The organism is Candidatus Mycobacterium methanotrophicum, from assembly GCF_023515995.1.
In the GTDB taxonomy this organism is placed as follows: Bacteria; Actinomycetota; Actinomycetes; order Mycobacteriales; family Mycobacteriaceae; genus Mycobacterium; species Mycobacterium methanotrophicum.
On sequence record NZ_CP097320.1, the window covers coordinates 652,521 to 678,176 of the forward strand.

The window sequence follows — 25,656 nt, forward strand, 5'->3', positions numbered from 1 at the left end:
CGAAATCAGTCACCCGCATGACCGCCCGGTCGGTGGTGCTGTCCGTACTGCTCGGCGCGCATCCAGCATGGGCTAGTGTGGCTGAATTGATAAGGCTCACCGATGACTTCGGTATCAAGGAGGCCACGCTGCGGGTCGCGTTGACGCGGATGGTCAGCGCGGGCGACCTGGTCCGGTCCGCCGACGGCTACCGGCTTTCCGAGCGACTGTTGGCTCGCCAGCGCAGGCAGGACGACGCTATGCGACCACAGCTGCGGCCCTGGCAGGGATCCTGGACCACGGTGATTGTCACCAGCGTTGGTAGCGACCCGCGAACGCGCGCGGCGCTGCGAACCACGCTGCACGGCAAGCGCTTCGGTGAAATGCGCGAGGGAGTGTGGATGCGTCCGGACAACCTTGAACTCGACTTGGACGCGCAGGCGCGTGCCCGGGTGCGGATACTGCAGGCCCGCGATGATGCCCCCGATGAGCTCGCCGAACAGTTGTGGGACCTGGCGTCGTGGGCCTGCACCGGTCATCGGTTGCTCGCCGAAATGTCGGTGGCCAGCGATGTTCCCGCTCGATTTGTGGTCGCCGCCGGCATCGTCCGCCACCTGTTGACCGACCCGGTGTTACCGGCGGAATTGCTGCCCGCCGACTGGCCGGGCGCGCGGTTACGCGCTGCCTATAACGACTTCGCCGCCGAATTGACCGAGCGCGCGACGGTATCCGATTAGTGGAGGCGACATGAGCGGTCCGGTACGCGTAGAACGCAGTGGCCCGGTAACCACGGTGATCCTCAACCGCCCGCAAGCCCGCAACGCCGTCAACGGCCCGACGGCTGCTGCGTTGTATGCGGCGTTCGAGGAGTTCGATCGCGACGACACCGCTTTGGTGGCAGTGTTATGGGGCGACAACGGAACCTTCTGTGCCGGAGCCGATTTGAAGGCGTTCGGCACACCGGAAGCCAACGCGGTACACCGTACGGGTCCTGGCCCGATGGGGCCAACTCGAATGGTGCTGTCGAAGCCGGTGATCGCCGCGGTCAGTGGCTACGCCGTCGCCGGCGGCTTGGAGCTCGCGCTGTGGTGCGACCTGCGGGTGGCCGAGGAGGGCGCAGTGTTCGGGGTGTTTTGCCGACGTTGGGGTGTGCCGCTGATCGACGGCGGCACAATCCGGCTGCCCCGGCTGATCGGGCAGAGCCGGGCAATGGACATGATTCTCACCGGCCGCGCGGTCGACGCCTCGGAGGCGTTGGCGATCGGACTGGCCAATCGCGTTGTGCCCAAAGGTCAAGGGCGCCAAGCCGCCGAGCAATTGGCTGCCGAGCTGGCGGCATTGCCTCAGCAGTGCATGCGATCGGATCGGCTCTCAGCACTGCGTCAGTGGGGCCTGGCCGAATCAGACGCGCTGGACTACGAATTCGCCAGTATTTCCCGGGTGGCCACCGAGGCGACGGAAGGGGCGGGACGTTTCGCGGCGGGCGCAGGGCGCCACGGGGCGGCCGCGGTGTAGCCCAAGCTAGCCGACCTTGTTAATCGTGTTGCCGCTGCCGAGGTTTTCGACCTTGGGGTTGCCGTCTTTGTAGGTGATCGTGTTGTTGAGCCCGACGACGTTGAGGTGCTTGTCGATCTTGTCGATGGTGATCTTGTTGTCCGCGCCGCCGATGCTCACGGTGCCGCACGTGCCGCTGACGGTCAGCGTGTTGTTGGATCCTCCGACGTTCAGCGACTTCCCGTCGCCGCAATCGAGACTGCTTGTGGTACCGAGTGATCCGTAGTTGATCGTGTTGCCGATGTCGAACTGCGCACCGGTACTCGTCGTCGAGGGCGTCGTGCTGGTCGAGGTGCGGGAGGCGGTCGACGGCGCCGCGGTGGTGTTCTTGCCGGCGCAACCGGCCGTCCCGAGCACCGCCATTACCAGAGAAAGCGCCAGCGCCCTGGCCACCGCATGTGCACGCATGGTGCTCACCCCGCAATCTGACTGATGCGATTGGTCGTGCCCAGTTCGCGGCCGCGGTCCCATACTAACGGCTGGCCGCTCTTGTAACAGACCGACTCGTTGTCGCCGTAGACAATGATGTCATGGGCGACGTTGTCCACGACGACGGTGTGACTCGAGCCCATCACCGTCACCGCCCAGCAGCTCCTCAGCGCGTTGACGACGTTGCGCGTGCCGTCGGCGAACAGGGTAGCGCCATTGCAGTCGACCGTCTCCTCGAGACCCTCGCCGGCGACATGAGTATCACCGTTTGTGGCGTGCCGGGTCGGCGCTCCGGCGGCCAGCATGAACGCCATCGCAATCCCGAAGGCGGCCAAGGCTCGGCATACGAGTGTCCATCTCACCGCGGGCTCCTCTCGCCATGGCGAGCGATCTGCTCGAGGAGAGCGTACGTGGATTGGCGCGCGCCATTGGCGGCTTCCCGCACTTCGAGTCGTTCGCCCCGCCGGCATTGTCGGCAGACTAGAGTTTTCGCTGATTAATCGTCGAGAGACCGGTGTGGCCAACCCGGTCAATGCAACCCGAAGGGCGATCGCCACGCCAGCTGAGCGGCTCACCATGCTGAACCGCGTCGCCGAGGGACGGGTCGGTGACGATGCCGTGCTGGTAATGGCTGGCGCCTACCGCAGCTACGCTCATCACCACCCGGGCCGGTATTCGGCTTTCACCCGGACGCCGCTGTCAGACATCCCAGGAGCTTAAATGTCAAGCGGCGGTTTGTTGATCTTGATTGTGGGACGGCCAGGCGGTGGCTTCGTCGTAGAGCGTGCGGGTCTTGAGGCAGCCGTGCAGGATTCCGACGAGCCGGTTGGCGAGCTGGCGCAGCGCGGGGTTGTGGCCGAGGCCGCGGGCGCGTTGCTTGTCGTAGTAGGCGCGTGCGCCGGGCGAGGCGCGCAGCGCGGAGAACGCCTGCGTCATCAGCGCGTCGATGAGCCTGTCCTGATGCACGAACCGCGCGAGCACGACCTTCTTCTTGCCGGAGGCGCGGGTGATCGGGCTGGTTCCGGCGTAGTTCTTGCGGGCCTTCGCGTCGGCGTACCGTGCTGGGTCGTCGCCGAATTCGGCGAGCACCCGGGCGCCGAGGATCGGTCCCAGGCCGGGCTGCGACAGGATGATCTCAGCGTCCGGGTGCCGGTGAAAATGCTCCTCCACCTGCTCTTGCAGGATCGCGATCTGCTCGTTGAGGGTGGTGAGCACGGCCACGATCGAGCGGGTGGCAGCCGCGTACGCGGTGGTGATCACCGGGTCGCGGCCGAGCTGCTCGCCGCGCAGCGCGTCCTGGATCCGGCTGGTCTTGGTGTCGATGTCGCGGCGACCGGCGTGTTTGAGCGCGGCCCGGATCTGGCTGCGGTTCAGCTTCGCCGCCGACGCGGGGTCGGGGGCTCTGCCGAGCAGTTCCAGCGCATCGGCCGCGTCGAGATCGTCGAAGGCTTCCAGCGCGGCGGGGAAGTACTCGCGCAGCGCGTGCCGCAGCCGCTGGGTGTGGCGGGTGCGGTCCCAGATCATCGTCTTGTGCGAGCGGGCAACAACTTTCACCGCCTCGGCTGCCGCGCTGTCGCCGGCCACCGGGCGCAGCTGGTGCGAGTCGGTGCGGACCATGTCGGCCAGCGTGTGTGCGTCCGCCGGGTCGCTCTTGGCGCCGGAGACGCTGTGCCGCTCCCGGTACCGGGCCACCGACAGCGGGTTCACCGCGTACACGGTGTATCCGGCCGCGATCAGCGCGGCCACCCACGGGCCCCGGTCGGTCTCGATTCCGATCGCCACCTCGGCCATGTCGGCGTCGGCGCCCAGCTCGGCGCCGATCATCGCGTGCAACCGCGCGATCCCGGCCGCGCCCTCGGGCAGCCGCGCCCTGGCCAGCCTGCGTCCCGCCGAGTCCATCAGTTCGACGTCGTGATGATCTTCCGCCCAATCGTCGCCCACGTACAGCAATTTCGCCACTCCTCGCTCCTGTCTGCAGTTGTCCGGGTTACAGCCGGCAGCGTGCGGGAGAACTCTCGGCGACCTAATGAAGCAGTGCTCACGCCACGCGGGCGGGCACGACATCCCATCAGCGATCCCTTCTCCCGGGCGAACCGGTGGGGGCGACGATCTGACATCAGGACTCGAAATCCAGGAGGCATCAGTGCTCACCCACCGGCCGCTACCGATAGCAAGTCTGCCCGAAGGCCGCACCCGCTAATACTCATTAGGTGGTGACGATCCGGAGTTCACGGCTGCCACCAAGGAAGCGGCGGAACCGGTGATAGCGGTGTTGTCGTCCTACGGGCTCGACGCCGAGCAGGCCTTTACGCGACGTTGGAATTCTGGTCGGCAATGCACGGGTTCGTGCTGCTGGAAATGACCGGGGTGATGGACGAGATCGACACCGACACGGTGTTCTCCGACATGGCGCTGGGCTTGGTGGCCGGCATGGGGCGGCGCAGCGAACGCAACGCGCAATAAGCACCGGCAGCGTGGTACTGGTACCGGACGCCAACTGGGTCGCTTTGGGGTAGCACTGCTGTCGCTTTGACCTGCCCGACTAGCGGCGGGTATTGTGGTGGCTCGTGCCTGGCGGCTTAAGGCGCTTGATCTAGGGTGCGCACGCCGGGCCAATTCGCATGTCCCTGACGTTACGGATGAAATTCTGTGGCGGCCGCATGCGACACACCCGGCCACGGGGGACTGCGGCAGGGCATAACTGCAGTACAGAGGCTTAAAGCCACTGACAACCGAAATGACAATGGAGAAAGCCGGTAGATGCCAACCATTCAGCAGCTGGTCCGCAAGGGGCGCCGCGACAAGGTCGCCAAGGTCAAGACCGCGGCTCTCAAGGGCAGCCCGCAGCGCCGTGGTGTGTGCACTCGCGTGTACACCACGACTCCGAAGAAGCCCAATTCGGCGCTTCGGAAGGTGGCGCGCGTCAAGCTGACCAGCCAGGTTGAGGTGACGGCGTACATCCCGGGCGAGGGCCATAACCTTCAGGAGCACTCGATGGTGCTGGTGCGTGGCGGCCGGGTCAAGGACTTGCCGGGCGTGCGGTACAAGATCATCCGCGGCTCGCTCGACACCCAGGGTGTCAAGAACCGTAAGCAGGCTCGCAGCCGCTACGGCGCCAAGAAGGAGAAGAGCTGATGCCGCGCAAGGGGCCCGCGCCGAAGCGTCCGCTGGTCAACGATCCGGTTTACGGATCGCAGCTGGTTACGCAGCTGGTCAACAAAGTTCTGCTGAAGGGGAAGAAATCGCTGGCTGAGCACATTGTTTATGGTGCGCTCGAACAAGCCCGCGACAAGACCGGCACCGATCCGGTGATCACGCTCAAGCGGGCTTTGGACAATGTCAAGCCAGCTCTGGAGGTGCGCAGCCGCCGGGTCGGCGGCGCCACCTACCAGGTGCCCGTCGAGGTGCGTCCTGAGCGGTCCACCACGCTCGCGCTGCGCTGGCTGGTCAGCTTCTCCAAGCAGCGTCGGGAAAAGACCATGATCGAGCGACTGGCAAACGAGATCTTGGATGCCAGCAACGGCCTGGGGGCCTCGGTCAAGCGACGCGAGGACACCCACAAGATGGCCGAGGCAAACCGCGCCTTCGCACATTATCGCTGGTGACCGCCGGCGCAGTGGCCAGGCGCAACTGACAGCGAACTAACAAGCAATCGAAAGAGTGGGAAGACTTCTGTGGCACAGAAGGACGTGCTGACCGACCTCACCAGGGTCCGCAACATCGGCATCATGGCGCACATCGACGCCGGCAAGACGACGACGACCGAGCGCATCCTCTACTACACCGGTATCAGTTACAAGATCGGTGAGGTGCATGACGGCGCCGCCACCATGGACTGGATGGAGCAGGAGCAGGAACGCGGGATCACCATCACCTCCGCGGCTACCACCTGCTTCTGGAAAGACAACCAGATCAACATCATCGACACCCCCGGGCACGTCGACTTCACCGTCGAGGTGGAGCGCAGCTTGCGGGTGCTTGACGGCGCCGTCGCCGTCTTCGACGGCAAGGAAGGCGTCGAACCGCAGTCCGAGCAGGTCTGGCGGCAGGCCGACAAATACGACGTCCCGCGGATCTGCTTCGTCAACAAGATGGACAAGGTCGGCGCCGACTTCTATTTCTCCGTTAAGACGATGGAGGAACGCCTGGGGGCCAACGCGATTCCGATCCAGCTTCCGGTGGGCTCCGAAGGCGACTTCGAAGGCGTCGTCGACCTGGTCGAGATGAACGCGAAGGTGTGGCGGGGCGAGACCAAGCTCGGCGAAACCTACGACACCATCGCGATCCCGCCCGACATGCAGGAGAAGGCCGCAGAGTACCGCACCAAGCTGCTCGAGGCCGTCGCCGAAACCGACGAGGCGCTGCTGGAGAAGTACGTCGGCGGCGAGGAGATAACGGTCGACGAGATCAAGGCGGCGATCCGAAAGCTGACCATCAACTCGGATGCCTACCCGGTGCTGTGCGGCAGCGCGTTCAAGAACAAGGGCGTGCAGCCGATGCTCGACGCGGTCATCGATTACTTGCCGTCGCCGCTGGACGTACCGCCCGCCGAAGGCCACGCGCCCGGCAAAGAGGATGTGTTGATCACTCGCAACCCGTCTACCGACGAGCCGTTCTCCGCGCTGGCGTTCAAGGTCGCCACGCACCCCTTCTTCGGCAAGCTCACCTACGTCCGGGTGTACTCCGGCACCGTCGAATCGGGCAGCCAGGTCATCAACGCGACCAAAGGCAAGAAGGAGCGGCTGGGCAAGCTGTTCCAGATGCACTCCAACAAGGAGAACCCCATCGAGCGGGCGTCGGCCGGCCACATCTACGCGGTGATCGGCCTGAAGGACACCACGACCGGCGACACTCTCAGCGATCCGAACGAGCAGATCGTGCTTGAGTCGATGACCTTCCCCGATCCGGTGATCGAGGTCGCGATCGAGCCGAAGACCAAGAGCGACCAGGAGAAGCTGAGCCTGTCGATTCAGAAGCTCGCCGAGGAGGACCCGACTTTCAAGGTCCACCAAGACTCTGAGACCGGCCAGACCGTGATCGGTGGGATGGGCGAGCTGCATCTGGACGTCCTGGTCGACCGCATGCGTCGCGAATTCAAGGTCGAGGCCAACGTCGGTAAGCCGCAGGTCGCCTACAAGGAGACCATCAAGCGGACGGTGGAAAAGGTCGAGTTCACCCACAAGAAGCAGACCGGCGGCTCCGGCCAGTTCGCCAAGGTGCTGATCAGCCTGGAGCCGTTCCACAGCGACGACGGCGCGACCTACGAGTTCGAGAGCAAAGTCACCGGTGGGCGCATCCCGCGGGAATACATCCCGTCGGTGGACGCCGGCGCCCAGGACGCCATGCAGTACGGCGTGCTGGCCGGCTACCCGCTGGTGAACCTGAAGGTCATCTTGCTCGACGGCGCGTACCACGAGGTCGACTCGTCGGAAATGGCGTTCAAGATCGCCGGTTCGCAGGTGCTGAAGAAGGCTGCTGCGCAAGCGCAGCCGGTGATCCTGGAACCGATCATGGCCGTCGAGGTCATCACGCCCGAGGACTACATGGGCGACGTGATCGGCGACCTGAACTCCCGCCGTGGCCAGATCCAGGCCATGGAAGAGCGCGGCGGCGCGCGTGTGGTCAAGGCGCATGTGCCGTTGTCGGAGATGTTCGGCTACGTCGGCGACCTGCGGTCTAAGACTCAAGGCCGGGCGAACTACTCCATGGTTTTCGACTCCTACGCCGAAGTGCCGGCCAACGTGTCGAAGGAGATCATCGCAAAGGCGACGGGCGAGTAATCAAGGCTGACGCGATGGTGGAGTAACCTTGCCCGGTCACTACCGCGGCACAACTGAAATGACAACACTGCTTTAACAAGCACCAACAAGTCCAGGAGGACACAGAAGTGGCGAAGGCGAAGTTCGAGCGGACGAAGCCGCACGTCAACATCGGGACCATCGGTCACGTTGACCACGGCAAGACCACGCTGACCGCGGCTATTACCAAGGTCCTGCACGACAAGTACCCTACGTTGAACGAGTCGCGCGCATTCGACCAGATCGACAATGCGCCTGAGGAGCGTCAGCGCGGTATCACCATCAACATCTCCCACGTGGAGTACCAGACCGAGAAGCGTCACTACGCGCACGTCGACGCCCCGGGCCACGCCGACTACATCAAGAACATGATCACCGGCGCCGCCCAGATGGACGGCGCGATCCTGGTGGTTGCCGCCACCGACGGCCCGATGCCGCAAACCCGCGAGCACGTGCTGCTGGCCCGTCAGGTCGGGGTGCCATACATCCTGGTCGCGCTGAACAAGGCCGACATGGTCGACGACGAGGAGCTGCTCGAGCTCGTCGAGCTGGAGGTGCGTGAGCTGCTGGCCGCCCAGGAGTTCGACGAGGACGCCCCGGTGATCAAAGTATCCGCTCTCAAGGCCCTCGAGGGGGACCCGAAGTGGGTCGAGGGCATCGTGGAGCTGATGGACGCGGTCGACGAGTCGATTCCGGACCCGGTCCGCGACACCGACAAGCCGTTCCTGATGCCGGTGGAGGATGTCTTCACGATCACCGGCCGTGGCACCGTCGTCACCGGCCGTGTCGAGCGCGGCGTGATCAACGTCAACGAGGAAGTCGAGATCGTCGGCATCAAGCCGACCAGCACCAAGACCACGGTCACCGGTGTGGAGATGTTCCGCAAGCTGCTCGACCAGGGCCAGGCTGGTGACAACGTCGGTCTGCTGCTGCGTGGTATCAAGCGTGAGGACGTCGAGCGTGGCCAGGTGGTGACCAAGCCCGGCACGACCACACCGCACACCGATTTCGAAGGCCAGGTCTACATCCTGTCCAAGGACGAGGGTGGTCGGCACACGCCGTTCTTCAACAACTACCGCCCCCAGTTCTACTTCCGCACCACCGACGTGACCGGTGTGGTGACGTTGCCGGAGGGCACCGAGATGGTGATGCCCGGTGACAACACCGACATCATCGTGAAGCTGATCCAACCCGTCGCGATGGACGAGGGTCTGCGCTTCGCGATCCGGGAGGGTGGCCGAACCGTCGGCGCCGGCCGGGTCACCAAGATCGTCAAGTAGTTTGCAGGCAAAGCGGCGATAGGCTGGCCTGCGTCATTGTTCGACAGACGGCACGAGCCTCACATGCTGGGGCGATATCATGGCCCAGATCATCGTCCTGGTATGTGGAGGTTTGGTCGGCCTGATCTTTCACATCACATAGTTTGCGCAGTCCTCCTCCTCCTCGCTTCGTCTCGCTCGCCGCTGCGCGGCTGGGGCTGCCCCACTGCATCGTCGGCGGGCGATTAGAACACGTTTCAGTTTTGCTGCTAGCCTGACGGCAGTCGCCGAAAAGGGCAGTCGTGTCTGGGATGCCGCAAGGACGGGTGGCGTTCATCACCGGCGCCGCACGCGGCCAGGGCTGAGCGCACGCGGTCCGGCTGGCGCGCGAGGGCGCCGACATCATTGCCTCCGACATCTGCGCGCCGGTGTCGGCGAGCGTCAGCTATCCGGCCGCCACACCGGAGGACCCGCGATGATCGAGGCCGGCAACGGCGGCTCTATCGTCGTAGTCAGCTCGTCGGCCGGGCTGAAGGCCACCCAGGAAACGGCCACTACTCGGCGACCAAGCACGGGCTGGTCGCGCTGACCAACACTCTCGCGATCGAGCTCGGCGAGTTCGGCATCCGAGTCGACTCCATCCACCCCTACTCGGTCGACACGCCCGTGATCGAGCCGGATCTGATGATGCAGGTGTTCGCCCGGCATCCCCATTACATCCACAGCTTCGGGCCAATGCCGCTACAGCCCAATGGCTTTATGGCAGCTAGCGAGGTTTCGGATGTGGTGGCGTGGCTCGCCGGTGACGGCTCCGGCACGTTGACAGGAGCCCAGATCCCGCTCGACAAGGGCGTGTTGAAGCACTGAGACCAAAACGTAAGCCGACATTCAACGCGATTTCATATGTCTTCGTGCTCTATCGTCAAGGTCGACAACGTATCTTGGACGCCATGCGGACCGTCTATCATGCGGAACTCGCGAGGTTAACCGAGCACCTCGGCGAGATGTGTGGGCTGGCCGGGGTTGCCATGGAACACGCAACCGAAGCCCTGCTGCAGGCGGATCTGGTGCTGGCCGAACAGGTTTTCAGCTGTCACGACAAAACCGCCGCGATGAGCGCCGCCGCGGAGGAGAACGCGTTTGTGCTGCTGGCACCTCTCCAAGCGCCGGTTGCCAATGACCTGCGAGCGATCGTCAGCGCCCTCCAAATGATTGTCGACATCGACAGAATGGCCGCGCTTGCCCTGCACGTCGCCGAGATCGCTCGCTGGCGTCATCCTCGGCATGCGTTGCCCGAAGAGGTCAAGGGCTACTTCGCTGAAATGGGCAGGATCGCAGTCAAGTTGGGTAACAGTGCGCAGGAGGTGTTGCTGACGCGTGACCCGAGAAAGGCCGCGCGCATCCGCAGAGAAGACGACGCGATGGATGACCTGCACCGCCACCTGTTCACCGTGATGATGGATCGCGAGTGGAAGCACGGTGTGGCCGCCGCCGTCGACGTGACGCTGCTGGGTCGCTACTATGAGCGCTTTGCCGACCATGCCGTCCAAGTGGCGCATCGGGTTATCTTCCAGATGACTGAGCGGTTCTCCGACGGTGCTTCGGCGCCGACGTAATCCGGCCGTCGAATCGATTCAATGCGCCATCTGCGCCAGCGTATCGGCGAACCGCTCGACTGCCCAGTCGATTTCCGCAGGTGTAATTACCAGCGGGGGAGCGATACGCATGGTTGACTCCTGCGTGTCTTTGACCAAAACTCCGCGCTCGGCCAGTCGCAGACTGAGCTGCTTGGCACTGCCGAGCGCCGGGTCGATGTCGACGCCGGCCCACAACCCTTTGCCGCGCACCGCAAGCACCCCGTGACCGATCAACGTTCGCAGTCGCCGGTGCAGCCGCGTACCGAGGTGCGCAGCGCGGGCCTGGAATTCACCGCGAGCCAGCATCGACACAACGGTGCTGCCGATCGCCGCCGCAAAGGGGTTCCCGCCGAACGTCGAACCGTGTTCACCCGGATGCAGTACGCCCAGCACGTCGCGATTGGCCACTACTGCGGACAACGGCACCACCCCGCCGCCTAATGCTTTTCCGAGCAGGTAGATATCGGGCACCACGTTCCAGTGGTCGCAAGCGAAGGTCCGCCCGGTGCGGGCCAGACCCGACTGGATCTCATCGGCGATCATCAAAACGCCGCGCGCACCGCAGAGTTCGCGCACCGCGCGCAGATAGTCGTCCGGCGGCACGATCACTCCGGCCTCACCTTGAATCGGTTCCAGCAGCACGGCAACGGTGTGCTCGTCGATCGCTTCGGCCAGCGCGTCGGCGTCGCCGAATGGCACCGAGCGGAAGCCGGGTGTGAACGGCCCGAAGCCGCGGCGCGCCGTCTGGTCAGAGGAAAAGCTGACGATGCTGATGGTCCGGCCGTGAAAGTTGTTGTCTGCCACGATGATGTTCGCCTGGCCGGCCGGAACGCCCTTGACGTCGGTGCCCCACTTGCGTGCCACCTTCAAAGCGCTTTCGACCGCTTCGGCGCCGCTGTTCATCGGCAGCACCATCTCCTTGGCGCAGAGTGCGGCCAATGCCGCGCAAAAGTGGCCCAGTGCCTCGGCGTGGAATGCCCGGCTGACCAGCGTGACGCGGCCGAGCTGGGCGTGCGCGGTCGCGGTGATTTCGGGATTGCGGTGCCCGAAGTTCACTGCGGAATATGCGGACAGGCAATCCAGGTAGCGGCGGCCCTCGACGTCGGTGATCCATGCTCCCTGTGCGCTGGCGGCGACCACCGGCAGTGGCGAATAGTTGTGTGCCGTGTGGCGCTCGTCGAGGGCAATCGCCGACGCGGTGAGTGCGCCGGGACTGGTGGTCGTGGTGTCGAGTAGGCTCACGGAAATACCTCCAGTGTGCAGCATTTGACGGATCCGCCGCCCTTAAGCAGCTCGGACATATCGACACCGGTCGGCTCGAAACCGGCCTCGCGCAATTGTTCGGCGAATCCGACTGCGGCCACCGGGTGCACAACGTGGCGGCCGTCCGACATCGCGTTGAGGCCGAAGACGTAGGCGTCGGCACTCTCTGTGACCAGAGCAGCTGGAAACAGCGTTTCCAGCCGGGCGCGAGAGCATTCGGTAAAGGCGGGCGGGTAGTAGGCGATGGTGGTTTCATCGAGCACGGCCAGGGCGGTGTCAAGGTGGTAGAAGCGCGGATCGGCCAGCTGCAGGCTGACGACAGGCCGACCGAAGATCGCGGCGATCTCGGCGTGCGCGCGCAGATCGGTACGAAAACCGGTGCCCGCCAGAATCATGTCACCTATCGGCAGCAGGTCGCCCTGGCCCTCGTTGATGTGCCGAGTCTGCACCGGGGTGTAGCCGTGTGACCGCATCCAATTCGCGTAGGCGGTGGATTCTTGTTGGCGCTGCGGGTATTTGAACCGGGCCAGCACCGTCGTGCCGCCCATTATCAGACCCCCATTGGCGGCGTAGACCATGTCCGGTAGGCCGGGAACGGGTGCCACCAGGTCGACGTTGTGTCCCAGCCGAAGGTAGGTGTCGCGCAGCTGTTCCCACTGCGTGACCGCCACGGTGACGTCGACCGGGGTGTCGGTGTCCATCCACGGATTGATCGCATAGTCGACGGCGAAAAAGTGCGGCGGCGTCATGACGTAGTGCCGAATGCGAGCCCTGCGTTCGGTCGTTTTGGCGGGTTCCCGCGCCGGGGTTCGCGTTGCAGCGTCTGTGAAGATCGTCATAAATCCACGGTATGGGACGGCGCCCGCGCAATCAAACACCGAGCGTTGCTTATACATGGAAGGTCTGTTGCGCGGACGGCCGTATTCCGGCAGTCTGTTGTGCAGGAGGAGTGGTGGACCGGTGGGATGGGATTGACGAGCAGATTCTCGCCGAACTCGCCGAGCATGCCCGGGCAACGTTCGCCGAGATCGGCGAGCGGGTGAATCTGTCGGCCTCGGCGGTCAAACGTCGCGTCGACCGGATGTATGAGCGCGGTGTGATCCGTGGGTTCACGACGGTCATCGATCGCAGCGCCCTGGGTTGGAAAACCGAGGCCTACGTTCAGGTTTACTGTCACGGCAGGATTTCGCCCGACGAGCTGCGCCGGGCCTGGATGGACATTCCCGAGGTGCTCAGTGCCGCTACCGTGACCGGGACCGCCGACGCGATCCTGCGGGTGCTGGCGCGCGACATGCGGCATCTGGAAGATGCTTTGGAGCGCATCCGCACCAGCGCCGACATCGAACGCAGCGAAAGCATCGTCGTGCTGTCCAACCTCATTGACCGATCCCGGGCATCAGGGGTGAGCGACCGCCCGTCGCCGCGGTGCCGGTAAGTTCCTGGGCACACCCGCGAAGGTCTCGTTATCATGGCGGCGCTGTGGCGCAGCTTCGCCTCGCCCGAACATGACCTTCGCCCGCTCTATTCCCAGTGCACCGGCGGTCCGTGCGGCGAACATGTGCCAAATAGCGTGTCGTCACCACCTGGCCAGCAGCGGGCGCGAACCGCGAACCCGACGGGGGAGTCGGGTGTTCGCCGCTGCGGTTCCAGCATCAGGTGGGCGAACGGCGAATCGGCCCGGGCGTTGGTTCCCAGCGCGTCGATCCCGGCCAGCACGGCGGCCTGATCGGCTGCGGAAAGATATTGCCACATAATGGAATGCCACAGCACGGTAAGCGTGCCGGTGGCAGCGGACAGGCCGGCGACGGCCTCGACGGCATTGCGGCGCTGCAACGGCGCCGGGACCCGACGGGCGATCGCGATCGCGCCGCGTAACCGATCCAGCCGCGCGGGCTGATCGGGCCAGACATAGCTCAGCAGTGCCAATTCGCCATCGCGGCTGGTGGCGTCGAGCGGCGCGATGTCGTAGCCGTGACGCTGCACGATCTGCAGGTCCGCGGCCGGCGGCAGGTGGCCCCGCCACGCGTCGTCGATGGTCACCGGCGAGTAGGCGGGCCCCCACTGGCCGCCGCGATGGCGATAGTTGTAATAGTCGGCGCGCAGGTTCAGCCCGGCACTGCACCCGATCTCGAAAAGCCGGACAGGCAAATTGAATTCGTGAGCAAGTTTGAGTAAACCACCAATCAGCGCGGCGGACCGGCCCACCTCGTTGGTTTGCGGCGGCTGATCGAGCGCGGCCCGCAGCAGGTCGGCGTGCGCGGTGGCGGCGAGCGCGATGTCGGGCCAAGCCGCCTGCGCATCCCACTGCCCGCCTGCACTCGGATACCAACGGCGTAGCCGCGGAGCGCGGCCGTCGAGCGCCAGCCGGTGCAGCCCACCGAGCAGTCGCAGCGGCAGCGCCAGCCGCCCTGCATCGTCTTCGTGCCCGGACAGGATGACGGCAAAGACACCGCGGGCTTCTACGTCGGCGGCCACCCGCTCCAGCATGTCGCCGTACATCGGCGACCCCATGCCGGTGCAGATCTGGCCCTGCACTCGCATAGACCGCATCAGGCGGCTGTCACGGCTGCCCACTGCGCCGCTCCTCCTCATCGCTTCGTCCCCCTCGCCGCTGCGCGGCCGGGGGTACCCCCACTGCATCGTCACGGCGCGGGTCCAGCTTGTCCAGTTCGGCGCGGATGACGTCGAACGCATCTCCGAGAGCCTCGGGCAATGAGACGGATTCGTCGTCCAGCCAGTACTGGTAGGCACTCAGGGCGACGCCGAGCAGCATCCACGCAACGGTCTGCGGCACCAGGTCGCTCGGTCGAACACCGGACCGGCGTGCCACAAACTCGGCGACTACCTTGCGCCAGTCCCCATACATCGTCATCGAATACGCCTGCAGTTCGGAGGTTTGCAAGATCACCCGCATTCGCTGCCGGTGACGGATGGTTTCCGAGTCGTCAAAGGTGTTGAAGGACAGCAGCGCAGCGCGCAGCGCCTCGCCGAGCGGCATAGCCGCATCGACGTGGTTCAAAAGCTTGCGCAAGTGCTGCAGGTGAGCGTCGAAGTCTCCCCAGGGGATCGCGTTCTTGGAGGCGTAGTAACGAAACACGGTACGACGGGCGATGCCCGCAGCCTGTGCTACGTCGTCGACGCTTACCTCGGCGAAGCCGCTCTCGTCGAACAGTCGCAGGGCAACATCGGTGATGTGCTTTCGCGTCGTGGAACGGCTCCGGCCAACGCGCGCCTGCCCCGGCATTCGCAACCCCTTTTTAACAAGCCTCTTCCATTTTTGGCACTCGATGCCATATCCTGACGAAGTTTGTCACCAGATCGACGCGACTTGTCGAGACCCTGATAACGAAAGGCACCGTTATGGAACCGAACCAGCAGACCGACGCCGATACCGATCTCGTCACCGAGACCTTGATTGAAGAGGTGTCCATCGACGGGATGTGCGGGGTCTACTGATCATGATCGCCTCCGGGCCGGGGCCCGAGCGCGGATTCGGTCCCGGACACGCGTGGCGGTTGCACGGCGGCCAAGTTCTTCACCGGCCTGCCCATCGACGGCCCCGACCCGGAGTGTGTGCAGGGCTATGGGGTGCCGGCGCTGGCGCAAGAGCATGACAAACCCTCCTCGGCGGGCGACCACTCGCACGGACGGCGCAGCAGCGGGTCGGTGCCGCTGACCCTTAGCATGCCGACCCGGCTCTGCAATGAAAGCCCGGTCTGGTCGTGGCTCGTGACGTCAGGTCCGAGACGGTCGCCATCGCGCAGCAACGCGCGAAACGGCGGCTGCCGAAGTCGGTCTACGCCGCGCTGGTCGCCGCCGGCGAGAAGGGGCTGAGCGTCTCCGACAATGTCGAGGCGTTCGACGAGCTCGGCTTCGCGCCGCATGTCGTCGGCGCCGTCGAAAAGTGCGACCTCTCGACAACCATGATCGGGCAATTGATTTCCTTGCCGGTCATCATTTCGCCCACCGGAGTGCACGCAGTAGATCCGGACGACACGCCGGCATCGATCCGCGCCCGCCGTCGGCGACCAGATCGACGTGTCGCTGGACGGCGGTGTCCGCCGCGGCAGCGACGTCGTCAAGGCGCTGGCCACTCCGAGCCCGTGCGGTGATGATCGGCCGCGTCTACCTGTGCGGTGTGGCGGCCGGCCGGCCAACCAGGTGACGAGAACGTGCTCGACATCCTTCGCGGCGGCATCGACTCCGCGCTGATGGGTCTCGGCCGCGCGTCGGTGCACGACCGCACCTCGGCCGATATTTTGGTGCCCGCGTGCTTTGCTCGAGCGCTCGGGGTGCCCTCGGCTGCGCCGGGCGGAGCGTAGCCGCCGCGCACGCGAGACCGGCCGGTATATTGATACTCACGTGGCGGACGTGGCGGACGTGGCGTCGGGTACCGGGTCTGGTGAATGGCCGACGGCAAAATATTTGTCCAGGGCGCCAACAACCGATGCACGGCAGGCGGATTCGGCCTACCATCACCGAGTGGCCGTCCTCGCCGAACTTGGCGGCTCGACGTCGAGCCAGCTACAAACCATGTCCGTGAGCGTCGCGATCCCGGTTGGATCCACCGAACAGCACGGGCCCCACCTGCCGCTGGACACCGACACCCGGATCGCGACCGCCGTCGCCCGCGAGGTCACCGCCCGCCTGTCCGGCGACCCCCAGCTGCACTGGATGGTGGCACCGGCCCTCGCCTACGGCGACAGCGGTGAGCACCAGAGCTTCCCCGGAACCATCTCCATCGGCACCGAGGCGCTGGCCACGCTGCTGGTGGAGTACGGCAGATCAGCCACCTGTTGGGCGCAACGGCTGCTCTTCATCAACGGCCATGGCGGCAACGTCAGGGCGCTGGGCCGCGCCGTGAGCCAGCTGCGGTCGGAAGGACGTGACGCAGGGTGGAGCCCCTGCGCGGTGGCAGGCGCCGACGCCCACGCCGGGCACGCTGAAACTTCACTATTGCTCTATATTTCGCCGGCCGGCGTGCTGACCGACCGGTGGCGTGCGGGCAACGGAGCGCCGTTGTCCGACCTGCTACCCTCCATGCGTCGTGGGGGAGTCGCGGCGGTGAGCGAAGTCGGCGTATTGGGGGACCCGACCACGGCCACTGCCGCTGAGGGGAAGCGGATGCTGGCGGAAATGGTCGACGACTGCGTGAACCGGATCCGACGTTGGGCGCCCACCGCCGACGGGATGCTCACATGACCCAGACGCGGTTGCCGGACGGGTTTGCTGTGCAAGTCGACCGGCGGGTGCGAGTGCTCGGCCAGGGCTCGGCTCTGCTGGGTGGCTCGCCGATCCGGCTGCTGCGGCTGGCGCCCGCCGCCCACGACATGCTCGCTGACGGCCGGCTCAAAGTCCACGACGCGGTGAGCGCCGAGCTGGCCCGAACCCTGCTCGACGCGACGGTGGCTCACCCCCGGCCCGCGGGCGGCCCGTCGCATCGCGATGTAACGGTCGTAATTCCGGTGCGGGACAACCCGTATGGCTTGCGACGGTTGGTCGCCGCGCTGCGTGGGTTGCGCATCATCGTGGTCGATGACGGCTCATCGGCCGCGATTGAGCGAGCGGACTTTGCGGGGCAGCACCGCGACGTCGAGGTGCTGCGACATACCCACAGCAAAGGGCCCGCAGCAGCACGCAATACCGGTCTTGCGGCCTGCAAGACGGGCTTCGTCGCCTTCCTGGACTCCGACGTCGTGCCGCGACGCGGCTGGCTGGAAGTTCTGCTCGGCCATTTCTGCGACCCGACCGTGGCACTGGTCGCCCCGCGAATTGTCGGTCTGGCCCAGACCGACAATTTGGTCGCTCGCTATGAAGCAGTGCGCTCATCGCTGGATCTTGGGCAGCGTGAAGCCCCGGTCATTCCGTACACCAGCGTCTCTTATGTGCCCAGTGCGGCGATCATCTGCCGGACGGGAAAACTTCGCGAAATCGGCGGCTTCGACGAGACCCTGCGTTCGGGTGAGGACGTCGATCTGTGCTGGCGACTTGTCGAAGCCGGTGCCCGGCTGCGCTATGAGCCGATCGCGCAGGTGGGACATGATCATCGCACGCAATTGCGGGATTGGATTGCGCGCAAAGCGTTTTACGGTGGCTCGGCCGCGCCGTTATCGGTGCGACACCCCGACAAGATCGCACCGCTGATGATATCCGGCTGGGCACTAGCGGCGTGGATCCTGATGGCTATCGGCTCGAGCTTCACCTACCTGGCGTCGCTGGTGGTGGCGGCGCTAACCGGTCATCGCACCGCGAGAACGTTGCAGGGTGTCGACACCCAGATGACCGATGTGCTGACGGTGGCTTCCCGCGGCCTTTGGTCGGCGGCGCTGCAACTGGCCTCGGCGATCTGCCGGCATTACTGGCCGGTCGCGCTGCTGGCGGCGATCGTGTTCCGGCCCGCTCGCCGCCTGGTGTTGATCGCTGCTGTCGCCGACGGGGTCGTGGACTGGGCCAGCCGCCGGCGGTCCGCCGACGAAGACGCCAAGCCGATCGGGCTGCTGACCTATCTGGTCCTCAAATGCCTCGACGACCTGGCCTACGGCCTCGGACTCTGGTATAGCGTGGTGCGGGACCGCAACGTCGGCCCGCTTAAGCCGCAGATTCGAGTCTGACGCTTGACCGCAGCCGCGCTGCACAGCGATGTGCTGATCATTGGCGCCGGAAGCGCAGGATCTGTTGTTGCAAACCGGCTTTCTGCTGATCCAAGGTGTGCGGTAACGGTATTGGAGGCCGGGCTAGGCCTGGCCGATCCAGCGCTGCGGGCCGAGACGACGAACGGGTTGCGGCTGCCGATCGGCGCCGCCAGCCCGCTCGTCCAGCGCTACCAGACGCAACTGACCGAGCAGCCGCCTCGCCAGATCACGATCATCCGCGGCGCGACGATCGGCGGTTCCGGCGCGGTCAACGGCGGGTATTTCTGCCGCGGTTTGCCACGAGACTTCGACGGCTACCAAGTGTCCGGCTGGATGTGGTCAGACGTCATCGATCACTTCCGCGCTATCGAGACCGACCTTGATTTCACCGGACCGGACCACGGCGACACGGGACCCATTGCGATTCGCCGAACACGTGAAATCAGCGGTAGCACTGCGTCTTTCGTAACAGCTGCGCAGCAGGCAGGGTTCGCCTGGATACCGGACCTCAATGACATCGCAAGTGCCACCGCGCCACCGGCAGGCGTCGGTGCCGTGCCGCTCAACATCGTCGACGGGGTGCGTGCGGGTCCGGGTGCGGCATATCTGTTGCCCGCCTTAACTCGAGCCAACCTCTCGCTGCTGGCCCAGACCCGAGCAGTGCGGCTGCGTTTTTCGGGCAGCCGCGTCGTCGGCGTCGACGCTGTCGGGCCGGGAGGCCCGATCACCGCTACCGCCGATCGAACTGTGCTATCCGCCGGAGCGATCGAATCAGCGCATCTGCTGATGCTTTCCGGCATAGGTGACGAGTCTGTGCTGCGCGCCGCCGGGGTCGACGTGGTGGCCGGCTTGCCGGTCGGAATGGCCTGCAGCGACCATCCCGAATGGGTGTTGCCGACCAACTGGGAAGTCGCCCCCGGCCGACCGGTGCTCGAAGTGGTGCTCCGCACTTCTGACGACATTGAGATACGGCCGTACACCGGAGGTTTCGTGGCGATGGTCGGCGACGGCACGGTGGGCCATCCGGACTGGCCGCACATCGGTGTGGCGCTCATGTCGCCGCGGGCGCGGGGTCGCATCACGCTCGTTTCCGCCGACCCTTGGGTGCCGCCGCGAATCGAGCACCGCTACGACAGCGAGCCCGCCGACGTCGCCGCGTTGCAGCGAGGCTGCGAGTTGGCGCGCGAATTGGCCAGCTCGACAACCCAAGTCGGCGAGCCCACATGGTCGACGTCTCAGCATCTGTGCGGCAGCGCACCGATGGGCCCCGCAGGAGATCCGGCGGCCGTGGTGGATCACCAATGCCGGGTCCACGGTATCGACGGGTTATGGGTGATCGACGGATCGGTCTTGCCGCGGATCACCAGCCGCGGCCCGCACGCCAGCATCGTCATGCTCGGCCACCGGGCGGCCGAGTTCGTCGGCTGACGTCGGGGCCCGGAGTCGGCCGGCGCCGTCGGCGCGGCGAAGCGAGGTAAGCCGTCGGATCGGGCGCAGCTGGCGGCCGTCGCGGCCCGGCGCCCAGCCACCGATCAGCAACGCTGCTATCGCGATGATCAGGCCCATTGCCAGCGTCGACGATTCCATCGCCTGCAGGAAGGCGGTCTGGCTGGGTCCGATGAGTTGGCGAGCCTGCGGGCCAAGCGATTTGGCGATCTCCAGGGCCTGCGCCAGTGAATGTGACGCCCGGGCACGGACCGGACCGGGGAAGGCCGCCAGATGCGGTGTGAGGACTTGGGCGTGTCGCGCCGCCAGGATGGACTCGGCCAGGGCGACGCCGAGGGCGGCACCGACCTCACGGGTGGTGTCGTTGACCGCCGGGGCAACCCCCTGCTTCTCGTCGGGCACTGCCGTCATGATCGCTGTCGTGCTTGGCGCCGTGCAGAAACCATGATCGTGGCGGATCCGGTGGTGAAGTCCGGTCTGCGGAACAACCGAACATCGACGAGGGGATGGCGCCGTCGCAGCTCGACGAATCCGAACGCCACCGTCAGTACTATCCCGACGCTCATCGACCCGTAAACCAGCGGGTGACTCCAGCCGCGTGTGGGCGCCTCGAGCAACCCGGACACGAAAACCGCGACAGCGCCGGCGATTAACCCAGCACCGGCCCAATCCAGTGGGGTGGCTTTCTCATCGCGTGAGGACGACACGGTGCACGCCAATACGAAGATCATGCCGACCGCCTTCGTCTGTTCTTCGTCGCGATGCGTGGCCGTCAACAGCGACAGGGTGGCGGGCATGATGAACGCCGCCCCGGCGCCGGCCACACCGCGGGCCACGATGAGCTGCAGCGGACTGGTGTACACCGTCGACGCGAACGACGCGATCGCAAACGTGGCCAGGCCGACCTCCTCGCCACAGTTCGCGCAGACGTCGGACAGTTGCTGGTCAACGCTGCGTGCAGCCGTGGCTGGTCGGCCTAGGATGTGGGATCGGCGAATATCTTCGCAGCTTCGTCAATAATTGGGGTTTGGTGTCGATCCGTTTATCTCGTCCGCGACGAGCCTGGGCAGCCTGCCTGGTGACAGCCGTTGCGGTGGCAGCCTGCGGCGGGGGCGGCATCCGATCGATGAAGTCCGAGCCGGCTTATGCCGGCCCGCTGGATGCCGGCGTCGTGCGTACCCCGATGGGCGTGATGCGCGGCATGGTCGCAGCGGATTACCGCCTGTTTCAAGCCATCCCGTATGCAGCGCCGCCAGTAGGGCCGCTGCGGTGGCAGCCGCCGCGGCCGGCGGCGAAGTGGTCGGGAATGTTGGACGCCACTAAGCCGGGGCCCCAGTGCATGCAGGACACCGGGTCTGATCAGCACGCGGGCAAGGCGACCGGCGAGAACTGCCTCACCCTCAACGTGTGGACGCCGGCGCCCGCACGCGGGACCGGCAAGCGCCCGGTCATGGTGTGGATCCATGGCGGCGGCTTTGTCAACGGCAGCGGCGACATCTATAACTCGCGCGGGCTGGCGGCCAAGGGGCACATCGTCGTCGTCACGATCAACTATCGGCTAGGTGCGCTGGGGTTTTTGGCCCACCCGTCGCTCGGGCCGGGGGGCAACATCGGAAACTACGGGCTGGCCGACCAGCAAGCCGCGCTGCGCTGGGTGCGCGACCATATTGCCGATTTCGGCGGCGATCCGCGCAAAGTGACGGTCGCGGGCGAATCCGCGGGCGGCATGTCGGTGTGCGATCACCTGGTGGCACCCGGATCGGCGGGGCTGTTCCGGGCGGCGATCATCCAAAGCGCGCCGTGTCAGGCGCAAGCAGACGTAGCGACGGGAGCGCGCGAGAGCGTGGATTACGCGGCGTCGGTGGGATGCCGTAATCCCGTCAGCACCGCGGCATGTCTGCGCGCGCTACCGGCGACCGCGCTCGACCGTCCGCCGTGGTATGTCTCCCTCGGGGACTCCGACGCGCTCTCCGGCCCCCTCACCGGTACAGCGTTGTTGCCCGATGCGCCGGTACCGGCATCCGCCGCCGGTCGGGCCGCTCGGGTCCCGGTGCTGATCGGCGTCAACCACGACGAGTTCACCATGTTCGCGGCGCTGCGGTACTTGAAGTTGGGCCGGGGCATCACGGCGGGCGAATACCCGCGCTTGCTCGCGGACATCTTCGGCGCCGACGGCGCCGCGGTGCTGGCGCATTACTCGCTAGATCACTACGGGGGGGACGCGTCGCTCGCCTACTCGGCGGCGCTGACCGACGGTCTGTTCTCTTGCGTCGCCGACCGATTGGCCGATTCGCTGAGCCAACGGGGCGCAACCGCACCGGTGTATGCCTATGAGTTCGACGACCCGCACGCGCCGGCGCCAAATCCGTTTCATCTCGTCCATTTTCCGGTCGGTGCCAGCCACTCATTGGAGCTGCGTTACCTGTTCAAAGTCGGCGGCGCACCGCTGCTGAATCCCGCACAGCGGATGCTGTCCGACCAGATGGTCAGTTACTGGAGTCATTTCGTCACCAACGGCACGCCCACGGCCACCGGCCAACCCGCCTGGCCGGCTAAAACCGGCGACGCCGGCGAAAATGTCTGGATGTCGTTGCGTCCCGGCAGCACCCGCGTCATCACCAACTTCGAAGAGGCACATCAGTGCCCGTTCTGGGCATCACTGAAGGGCAGGTCGTGACCACGCCAGAGGCAAGCACGTCCCGCTCGTAAGTTCGTCGGGCCTGTTCGCTGCGGTGCCGAGACTGCGGTGGCGGCGACGCCGAGGCGAAAAAGCTAGCGCTGAACGCAGGCTCGACGCCACCAGCGCAGACTCGGCGCCAGCGGCCTCTGGTAACAAGCCCCTACGAACTTGACCAGCACCGCGGCTCATGCGATCAGAGCGGCTGCGATCATTTTCCATCGCTTCCAGATTGCTTCCAGATGGTCTCCAGCTGCCGACGAGCAAACCCCAACCCAGCCGAAGTGTTCGGCGTGCCCAGGTGGTGATGTCGGCGCGCACGACCTCGGTGCCGTGCCGGTCGGTCGCCGTGACCGGCACGACGAGCTCGACGCCGTCGGTGATCTGTGTGAAGTCCGGCGGGTCCAGCTGCGCCCGCGCCCGCAACGACGTGGCGGCCTTTTCCAGATATTCGACAGTCACGGCCTTCGGGATCCAGCGGTGACTGCGCGGCACGGTGGCCTCCATCAGCATTCCCATCGCCGCCGCGGAAAAGGGCCGGGTACCACCGGGACGGCCGGAGAGCCGCCGCCATGCCGCATATGTGCTGGTCGGGCTGGTCATGCCGACATATCTTACTCTGGAGTAAGGAGTTGTGGTCCCGGGCGGGCCTGAGCCGCCCTGGCGCTGCTGGCAGCGACGCTGCTGATCAGTCGGACCGGTCCTCGGGATGGGGAATTTGGCTGATACCGGGATCTAGGGCATACTGTTCGGGTTGCCTTGCACCGGGTTTGCGCCTGGTCGGGCATACGACCGGCACCCAAACGGGCGCGTCCGGTCCCATCCTTGGAACGCGACGAATTTCGATCGCGGACCAGGCTGCGTGCGGGCGACACACCCGACCGCGGGGCCGGTGGACCAAGACAGGTAAACAGCGGCGCAACATGCGGGCGCGCAGCCGGATCGGCCAGACCGATCGGGCGATTGGCGCCCAACGGAACACCGGGTCACCGACACCGGAGAGTGAGGTGGGAGAAGCGTGGCGGGACAGAAGATCCGCATCAGGCTCAAGGCCTACGACCATGAGGCCATTGATGCCTCGGCTCGCAAAATCGTCGAGACGGTTGTCCGGACCGGCGCCAGCGTGGTTGGTCCGGTGCCGTTGCCCACTGAGAAGAACGTGTATTGCGTGATTCGCTCTCCGCATAAGTACAAGGACTCGCGAGAGCACTTCGAAATGCGCACCCACAAGCGGCTGATCGACATCCTCGACCCGACACCGAAGACCGTTGACGCGCTGATGCGCATCGATCTGCCTGCCAGCGTCGACGTCAACATCCAGTAGGAGATCTGCGAGCAATGGCGAGAAGGGGCATTCTGGGCACCAAGCTGGGGATGACGCAGGTGTTCGACGAGAACAACCATGTCGTGCCGGTGACGGTGGTCAAAGCGGGGCCGAACGTGGTCACCCGAATCCGTACGCCTGAGGTTGACGGCTATAGCGCGGTGCAGCTGGCCTACGGGGAGATCAGTCCTCGCAAGGTCAACAAGCCGCTGGGCGGTCAGTACGCTGCCGCCGGTGTAAACCCGCGTCGACACCTGGCTGAATTCCGTCTGGACGATGCCGAGGCGGTAGCCGATTACCAGGTGGGCCAGGAACTGACGGCCGAGATCTTCTCTGCCGGAAGCTATGTCGATGTGACCGGCACCTCGAAGGGCAAAGGTTTCGCCGGAACTATGAAGCGGCACGGTTTCCGGGGGCAGGGCGCCAGCCACGGCGCGCAGGCGGTCCACCGCCGTCCCGGTTCCATCGGCGGTTGCGCCACTCCGGCGCGGGTGTTCAAGGGCACTCGGATGGCCGGCCGGATGGGTAATGACCGGGTGACTACGCAAAACCTCTTGGTGCACAAGGTCGATGCCGAGAACGGCGTGCTGCTGATCAAGGGTGCTGTGCCCGGTCGTACGGGCGGACTGGTCATGGTCCGTAGCGCGATCAAACGAGGTGAGAAGTGATGACTGCCGAAAAGGCCACGAAAGCGTGCACGATTGACGTCAAGACTCCGGACGGCAAGACCGAAGGCTCGGTTGAGCTGCCCGCTGAGCTGTTCGACGCACCCGCGAATATCGCGTTGCTGCACCAGGTGGTGACCGCGCAGCGGGCCACCGCCCGCCAGGGCACGCACTCGACCAAGACCCGCGGCGAGGTTCGCGGCGGTGGCCGAAAGCCGTACCGGCAGAAGGGCACTGGTCATGCTCGTCAGGGCTCGACTCGCGCTCCCCAGTTCACCGGCGGCGGCGTCGTGCACGGTCCTCAGCCCCGTGACTACAGCCAACGGACACCGAAGAAGATGATCCTCGCTGCGCTACGCGGCGCGTTGTCGGACCGGGCCCGCAATGGTCGCATCCATGCGGTCACCGAACTGGTGTCCGGCCAGACGCCGTCGACCAAGAGCGCCAAGGTTTTTCTGGGCACGTTGTCCGACCGCAAGCAGGTGCTGGTGGTCATCGGACGCAGCGACGAGACCGGAGCCAAGAGCGTGCGAAACCTGCCTGGTGTGCACATCCTGACGCCGGACCAGCTCAACACCTATGACGTGCTGCGCGCCGACGACGTGGTGTTTTCCGTCGAGGCGCTGAACGCCTACATCAGTGCCTGGCGCGAAGTCGCGCGAAAAGATGATGAGGGGGTTTGCACCTGATGGCAACCATTACGGACCCCCGCGACATCATCCTGGCCCCGGTCATCTCCGAGAAGTCCTACGGGCTGATCGACGACAACGTATACACGTTCCTTGTCCACTCAGACTCGAACAAGACTCAGATCAAGATCGCGATCGAGAAGATCTTCTCGGTCAAGGTGGCGGCGGTGAACACCGCCAACCGCCAGGGCAAGCGCAAGCGCACCAGGACGGGGTACGGCAAGCGGAAGAGCACCAAGCGCGCCATCGTCACACTGGCGCCCGGCAGCAAGCCGATCGACCTGTTCGGCGCGACCGCGTAGCC

25 protein-coding genes and 8 pseudogenes are annotated in these 25,656 nt (G+C 65.5%); 22 read left to right on the forward strand and 11 right to left on the reverse strand.

From position 1 onward, the window contains the following. The first annotated feature begins 17 nt into the window (after positions 1–17). Together M5I08_RS03570 and M5I08_RS03575 are read left to right on the forward strand one after the other, a co-directional pair. Positions 18–716 (forward strand): PaaX family transcriptional regulator C-terminal domain-containing protein, encoded by a 699-nt coding sequence (locus M5I08_RS03570; RefSeq protein WP_219070268.1) that lies wholly within the window; start codon positions 18–20, stop codon positions 714–716. A 10-nt stretch (positions 717–726) separates the two neighbouring features. Then, positions 727–1,494 (forward strand): crotonase/enoyl-CoA hydratase family protein, encoded by a 768-nt coding sequence (locus M5I08_RS03575; RefSeq protein WP_219070267.1) that lies wholly within the window; start codon positions 727–729, stop codon positions 1,492–1,494. Between the two features lie 6 nt (positions 1,495–1,500). Here the strand turns inward: M5I08_RS03575 and M5I08_RS03580 are convergent, their stop codons facing one another. Continuing rightward, complete coding sequence (locus M5I08_RS03580; protein WP_219070284.1) at positions 1,501–1,941, reverse strand: DUF3060 domain-containing protein; 441 nt, start codon at positions 1,939–1,941, stop codon at positions 1,501–1,503. A gap of 5 nt (positions 1,942–1,946) precedes the next feature. Beyond that, entirely contained in the window at positions 1,947–2,324 is a 378-nt protein-coding gene (locus tag M5I08_RS03585; protein WP_219070265.1) for a DUF3060 domain-containing protein, read from the reverse strand. 208 nt (positions 2,325–2,532) lie between these two features. On the opposite strand from M5I08_RS03585, the pseudogene M5I08_RS03590 reads away from it, so the two are divergent. Further along, positions 2,533–2,661, forward strand: a pseudogene (locus M5I08_RS03590) (TetR/AcrR family transcriptional regulator); the annotation flags it as partial. A 24-nt stretch (positions 2,662–2,685) separates the two neighbouring features. Here the strand turns inward: M5I08_RS03590 and M5I08_RS03595 are convergent. After that, on the reverse strand, positions 2,686–3,912 hold the full coding sequence (locus tag M5I08_RS03595) for an IS110 family RNA-guided transposase (RefSeq protein WP_249763288.1): 1,227 nt from the start codon (positions 3,910–3,912) through the stop codon (positions 2,686–2,688). 256 nt (positions 3,913–4,168) lie between these two features. Here M5I08_RS03595 and M5I08_RS03600 point away from each other — a divergent pair. From M5I08_RS03600 to phoU, 7 genes and pseudogenes are all read left to right on the forward strand, one after another. Then, positions 4,169–4,425 (forward strand): annotated as a pseudogene (locus M5I08_RS03600) (TetR-like C-terminal domain-containing protein); the annotation flags it as partial. 297 nt (positions 4,426–4,722) lie between these two features. After that, positions 4,723–5,097: a 30S ribosomal protein S12 gene (gene rpsL / locus M5I08_RS03605; RefSeq protein WP_007767794.1), complete on the forward strand. Its 375-nt coding sequence runs from the start codon at positions 4,723–4,725 to the stop codon at positions 5,095–5,097. Then, on the forward strand, positions 5,097–5,567 hold the full coding sequence (gene rpsG, locus M5I08_RS03610) for a 30S ribosomal protein S7 (RefSeq protein ID WP_219069217.1): 471 nt from the start codon (positions 5,097–5,099) through the stop codon (positions 5,565–5,567). The genes rpsL and rpsG overlap by 1 nt, the downstream gene beginning before the upstream one ends. Before the next feature lie 69 nt (positions 5,568–5,636). Then, complete coding sequence (gene fusA, locus M5I08_RS03615; protein WP_219069219.1) at positions 5,637–7,742, forward strand: elongation factor G; 2,106 nt, start codon at positions 5,637–5,639, stop codon at positions 7,740–7,742. Positions 7,743–7,849: 107 nt separating this feature from the next. Continuing rightward, the gene (gene tuf / locus M5I08_RS03620; RefSeq protein ID WP_219069221.1) at positions 7,850–9,040 is read left to right on the forward strand and encodes an elongation factor Tu; all 1,191 of its coding nucleotides are present in this window, start codon (positions 7,850–7,852) and stop codon (positions 9,038–9,040) included. A gap of 290 nt (positions 9,041–9,330) precedes the next feature. Continuing rightward, positions 9,331–9,886, forward strand: a pseudogene (locus M5I08_RS03625) (SDR family oxidoreductase). Between the two features lie 83 nt (positions 9,887–9,969). After that, on the forward strand, positions 9,970–10,635 hold the full coding sequence (phoU, locus tag M5I08_RS03630; protein ID WP_219069222.1) for a phosphate signaling complex protein PhoU: 666 nt from the start codon (positions 9,970–9,972) through the stop codon (positions 10,633–10,635). Between the two features lie 18 nt (positions 10,636–10,653). Here the strand turns inward: phoU and rocD are convergent, their stop codons facing one another. Then, positions 10,654–11,922 (reverse strand): ornithine--oxo-acid transaminase, encoded by a 1,269-nt coding sequence (gene rocD, locus M5I08_RS03635; RefSeq protein WP_219069224.1) that lies wholly within the window; start codon positions 11,920–11,922, stop codon positions 10,654–10,656. After that, positions 11,895–12,758 carry a dimethylargininase gene (gene ddaH / locus M5I08_RS03640; RefSeq protein ID WP_219069226.1) on the reverse strand — a complete coding sequence of 288 codons (864 nt, stop codon included), beginning with the start codon at positions 12,756–12,758 and terminating at the stop codon, positions 11,895–11,897. The genes rocD and ddaH overlap by 28 nt, the downstream gene beginning before the upstream one ends. A 113-nt stretch (positions 12,759–12,871) precedes the next feature. Here ddaH and M5I08_RS03645 point away from each other — a divergent pair, with 113 nt between their 5' ends. Beyond that, positions 12,872–13,354 carry an Rv2324 family transcriptional regulator gene (locus M5I08_RS03645; RefSeq protein WP_219069228.1) on the forward strand — a complete coding sequence of 161 codons (483 nt, stop codon included), beginning with the start codon at positions 12,872–12,874 and terminating at the stop codon, positions 13,352–13,354. An 86-nt stretch (positions 13,355–13,440) separates the two neighbouring features. Here M5I08_RS03645 and M5I08_RS03650 read toward each other — a convergent pair whose 3' ends face one another. From M5I08_RS03650 to mftR, 3 genes and pseudogenes are all read right to left on the reverse strand, one after another. Then, positions 13,441–14,469 (reverse strand): DUF2332 domain-containing protein, encoded by a 1,029-nt coding sequence (locus M5I08_RS03650; protein ID WP_249763290.1) that lies wholly within the window; start codon positions 14,467–14,469, stop codon positions 13,441–13,443. Positions 14,470–14,479: 10 nt separating this feature from the next. Continuing rightward, positions 14,480–14,584: pseudogene (locus tag M5I08_RS26535) on the reverse strand (hypothetical protein); the annotation flags it as partial. Continuing rightward, positions 14,573–15,163: pseudogene (gene mftR, locus M5I08_RS03655) on the reverse strand (mycofactocin system transcriptional regulator MftR); the annotation flags it as partial. The pseudogenes mftR and M5I08_RS26535, both read right to left, overlap by 12 nt. Before the next feature lie 116 nt (positions 15,164–15,279). On the opposite strand from mftR, the gene mftA reads away from it, so the two are divergent. From mftA to mftG, 6 genes and pseudogenes are all read left to right on the forward strand, one after another. Further along, complete coding sequence (gene mftA, locus M5I08_RS03660) at positions 15,280–15,375, forward strand: mycofactocin precursor MftA (protein ID WP_219069233.1); 96 nt, start codon at positions 15,280–15,282, stop codon at positions 15,373–15,375. 51 nt (positions 15,376–15,426) lie between these two features. Beyond that, positions 15,427–15,636, forward strand: a pseudogene (locus M5I08_RS03665) (mycofactocin radical SAM maturase); the annotation flags it as partial. Positions 15,637–15,641: 5 nt separating this feature from the next. Next, positions 15,642–16,241, forward strand: a pseudogene (locus M5I08_RS03670) (alpha-hydroxy-acid oxidizing protein). Positions 16,242–16,344: 103 nt separating this feature from the next. After that, the gene (gene mftE, locus M5I08_RS03675) at positions 16,345–17,121 is read left to right on the forward strand and encodes a mycofactocin biosynthesis peptidyl-dipeptidase MftE (RefSeq protein WP_249763291.1); all 777 of its coding nucleotides are present in this window, start codon (positions 16,345–16,347) and stop codon (positions 17,119–17,121) included. Then, the gene (mftF, locus tag M5I08_RS03680) at positions 17,118–18,530 is read left to right on the forward strand and encodes a mycofactocin biosynthesis glycosyltransferase MftF (RefSeq protein WP_219069235.1); all 1,413 of its coding nucleotides are present in this window, start codon (positions 17,118–17,120) and stop codon (positions 18,528–18,530) included. The genes mftE and mftF overlap by 4 nt, the downstream gene beginning before the upstream one ends. Positions 18,531–18,533: 3 nt before the next feature. Next, on the forward strand, positions 18,534–19,979 hold the full coding sequence (gene mftG / locus M5I08_RS03685; protein WP_219069237.1) for a mycofactocin dehydrogenase MftG: 1,446 nt from the start codon (positions 18,534–18,536) through the stop codon (positions 19,977–19,979). Here mftG and M5I08_RS03690 read toward each other — a convergent pair. Continuing rightward, entirely contained in the window at positions 19,878–20,408 is a 531-nt protein-coding gene (locus tag M5I08_RS03690; protein ID WP_219069239.1) for a hypothetical protein, read from the reverse strand. The genes mftG and M5I08_RS03690 overlap by 102 nt on opposite strands. Further along, positions 20,405–20,860: a hypothetical protein gene (locus M5I08_RS03695; RefSeq protein ID WP_219069241.1), complete on the reverse strand. Its 456-nt coding sequence runs from the start codon at positions 20,858–20,860 to the stop codon at positions 20,405–20,407. Before M5I08_RS03695 ends, M5I08_RS03690 begins: the two co-directional genes overlap by 4 nt. 263 nt (positions 20,861–21,123) lie before the next feature. Between M5I08_RS03695 and M5I08_RS03700 the strand changes: the two genes are divergently transcribed. Then, positions 21,124–22,674 (forward strand): carboxylesterase/lipase family protein, encoded by a 1,551-nt coding sequence (locus M5I08_RS03700; RefSeq protein WP_219069265.1) that lies wholly within the window; start codon positions 21,124–21,126, stop codon positions 22,672–22,674. A gap of 297 nt (positions 22,675–22,971) precedes the next feature. On the opposite strand, the pseudogene M5I08_RS03705 reads toward M5I08_RS03700, so the two are convergent. Then, positions 22,972–23,277: pseudogene (locus M5I08_RS03705) on the reverse strand (DUF4442 domain-containing protein); the annotation flags it as partial. Positions 23,278–23,692: 415 nt separating this feature from the next. Here M5I08_RS03705 and rpsJ point away from each other — a divergent pair. The 4 genes from rpsJ to rplW are packed head-to-tail and all read left to right on the forward strand — an operon-like array spanning position 23,693 to position 25,654. Next, complete coding sequence (rpsJ, locus tag M5I08_RS03710; RefSeq protein WP_003873519.1) at positions 23,693–23,998, forward strand: 30S ribosomal protein S10; 306 nt, start codon at positions 23,693–23,695, stop codon at positions 23,996–23,998. Between the two features lie 14 nt (positions 23,999–24,012). After that, the gene (gene rplC / locus M5I08_RS03715) at positions 24,013–24,666 is read left to right on the forward strand and encodes a 50S ribosomal protein L3 (protein ID WP_219069245.1); all 654 of its coding nucleotides are present in this window, start codon (positions 24,013–24,015) and stop codon (positions 24,664–24,666) included. Next, a complete protein-coding gene (rplD, locus tag M5I08_RS03720) occupies positions 24,666–25,352 on the forward strand; it encodes a 50S ribosomal protein L4 (protein ID WP_219069247.1) in 687 nt (228 codons plus the stop codon). Before rplC ends, rplD begins: the two co-directional genes overlap by 1 nt. Beyond that, positions 25,352–25,654, forward strand: a complete 303-nt coding sequence (gene rplW, locus M5I08_RS03725) for a 50S ribosomal protein L23 (RefSeq protein ID WP_219069248.1) — start codon at positions 25,352–25,354, stop codon at positions 25,652–25,654. Before rplD ends, rplW begins: the two co-directional genes overlap by 1 nt. Positions 25,655–25,656 lie beyond the last annotated feature (2 nt).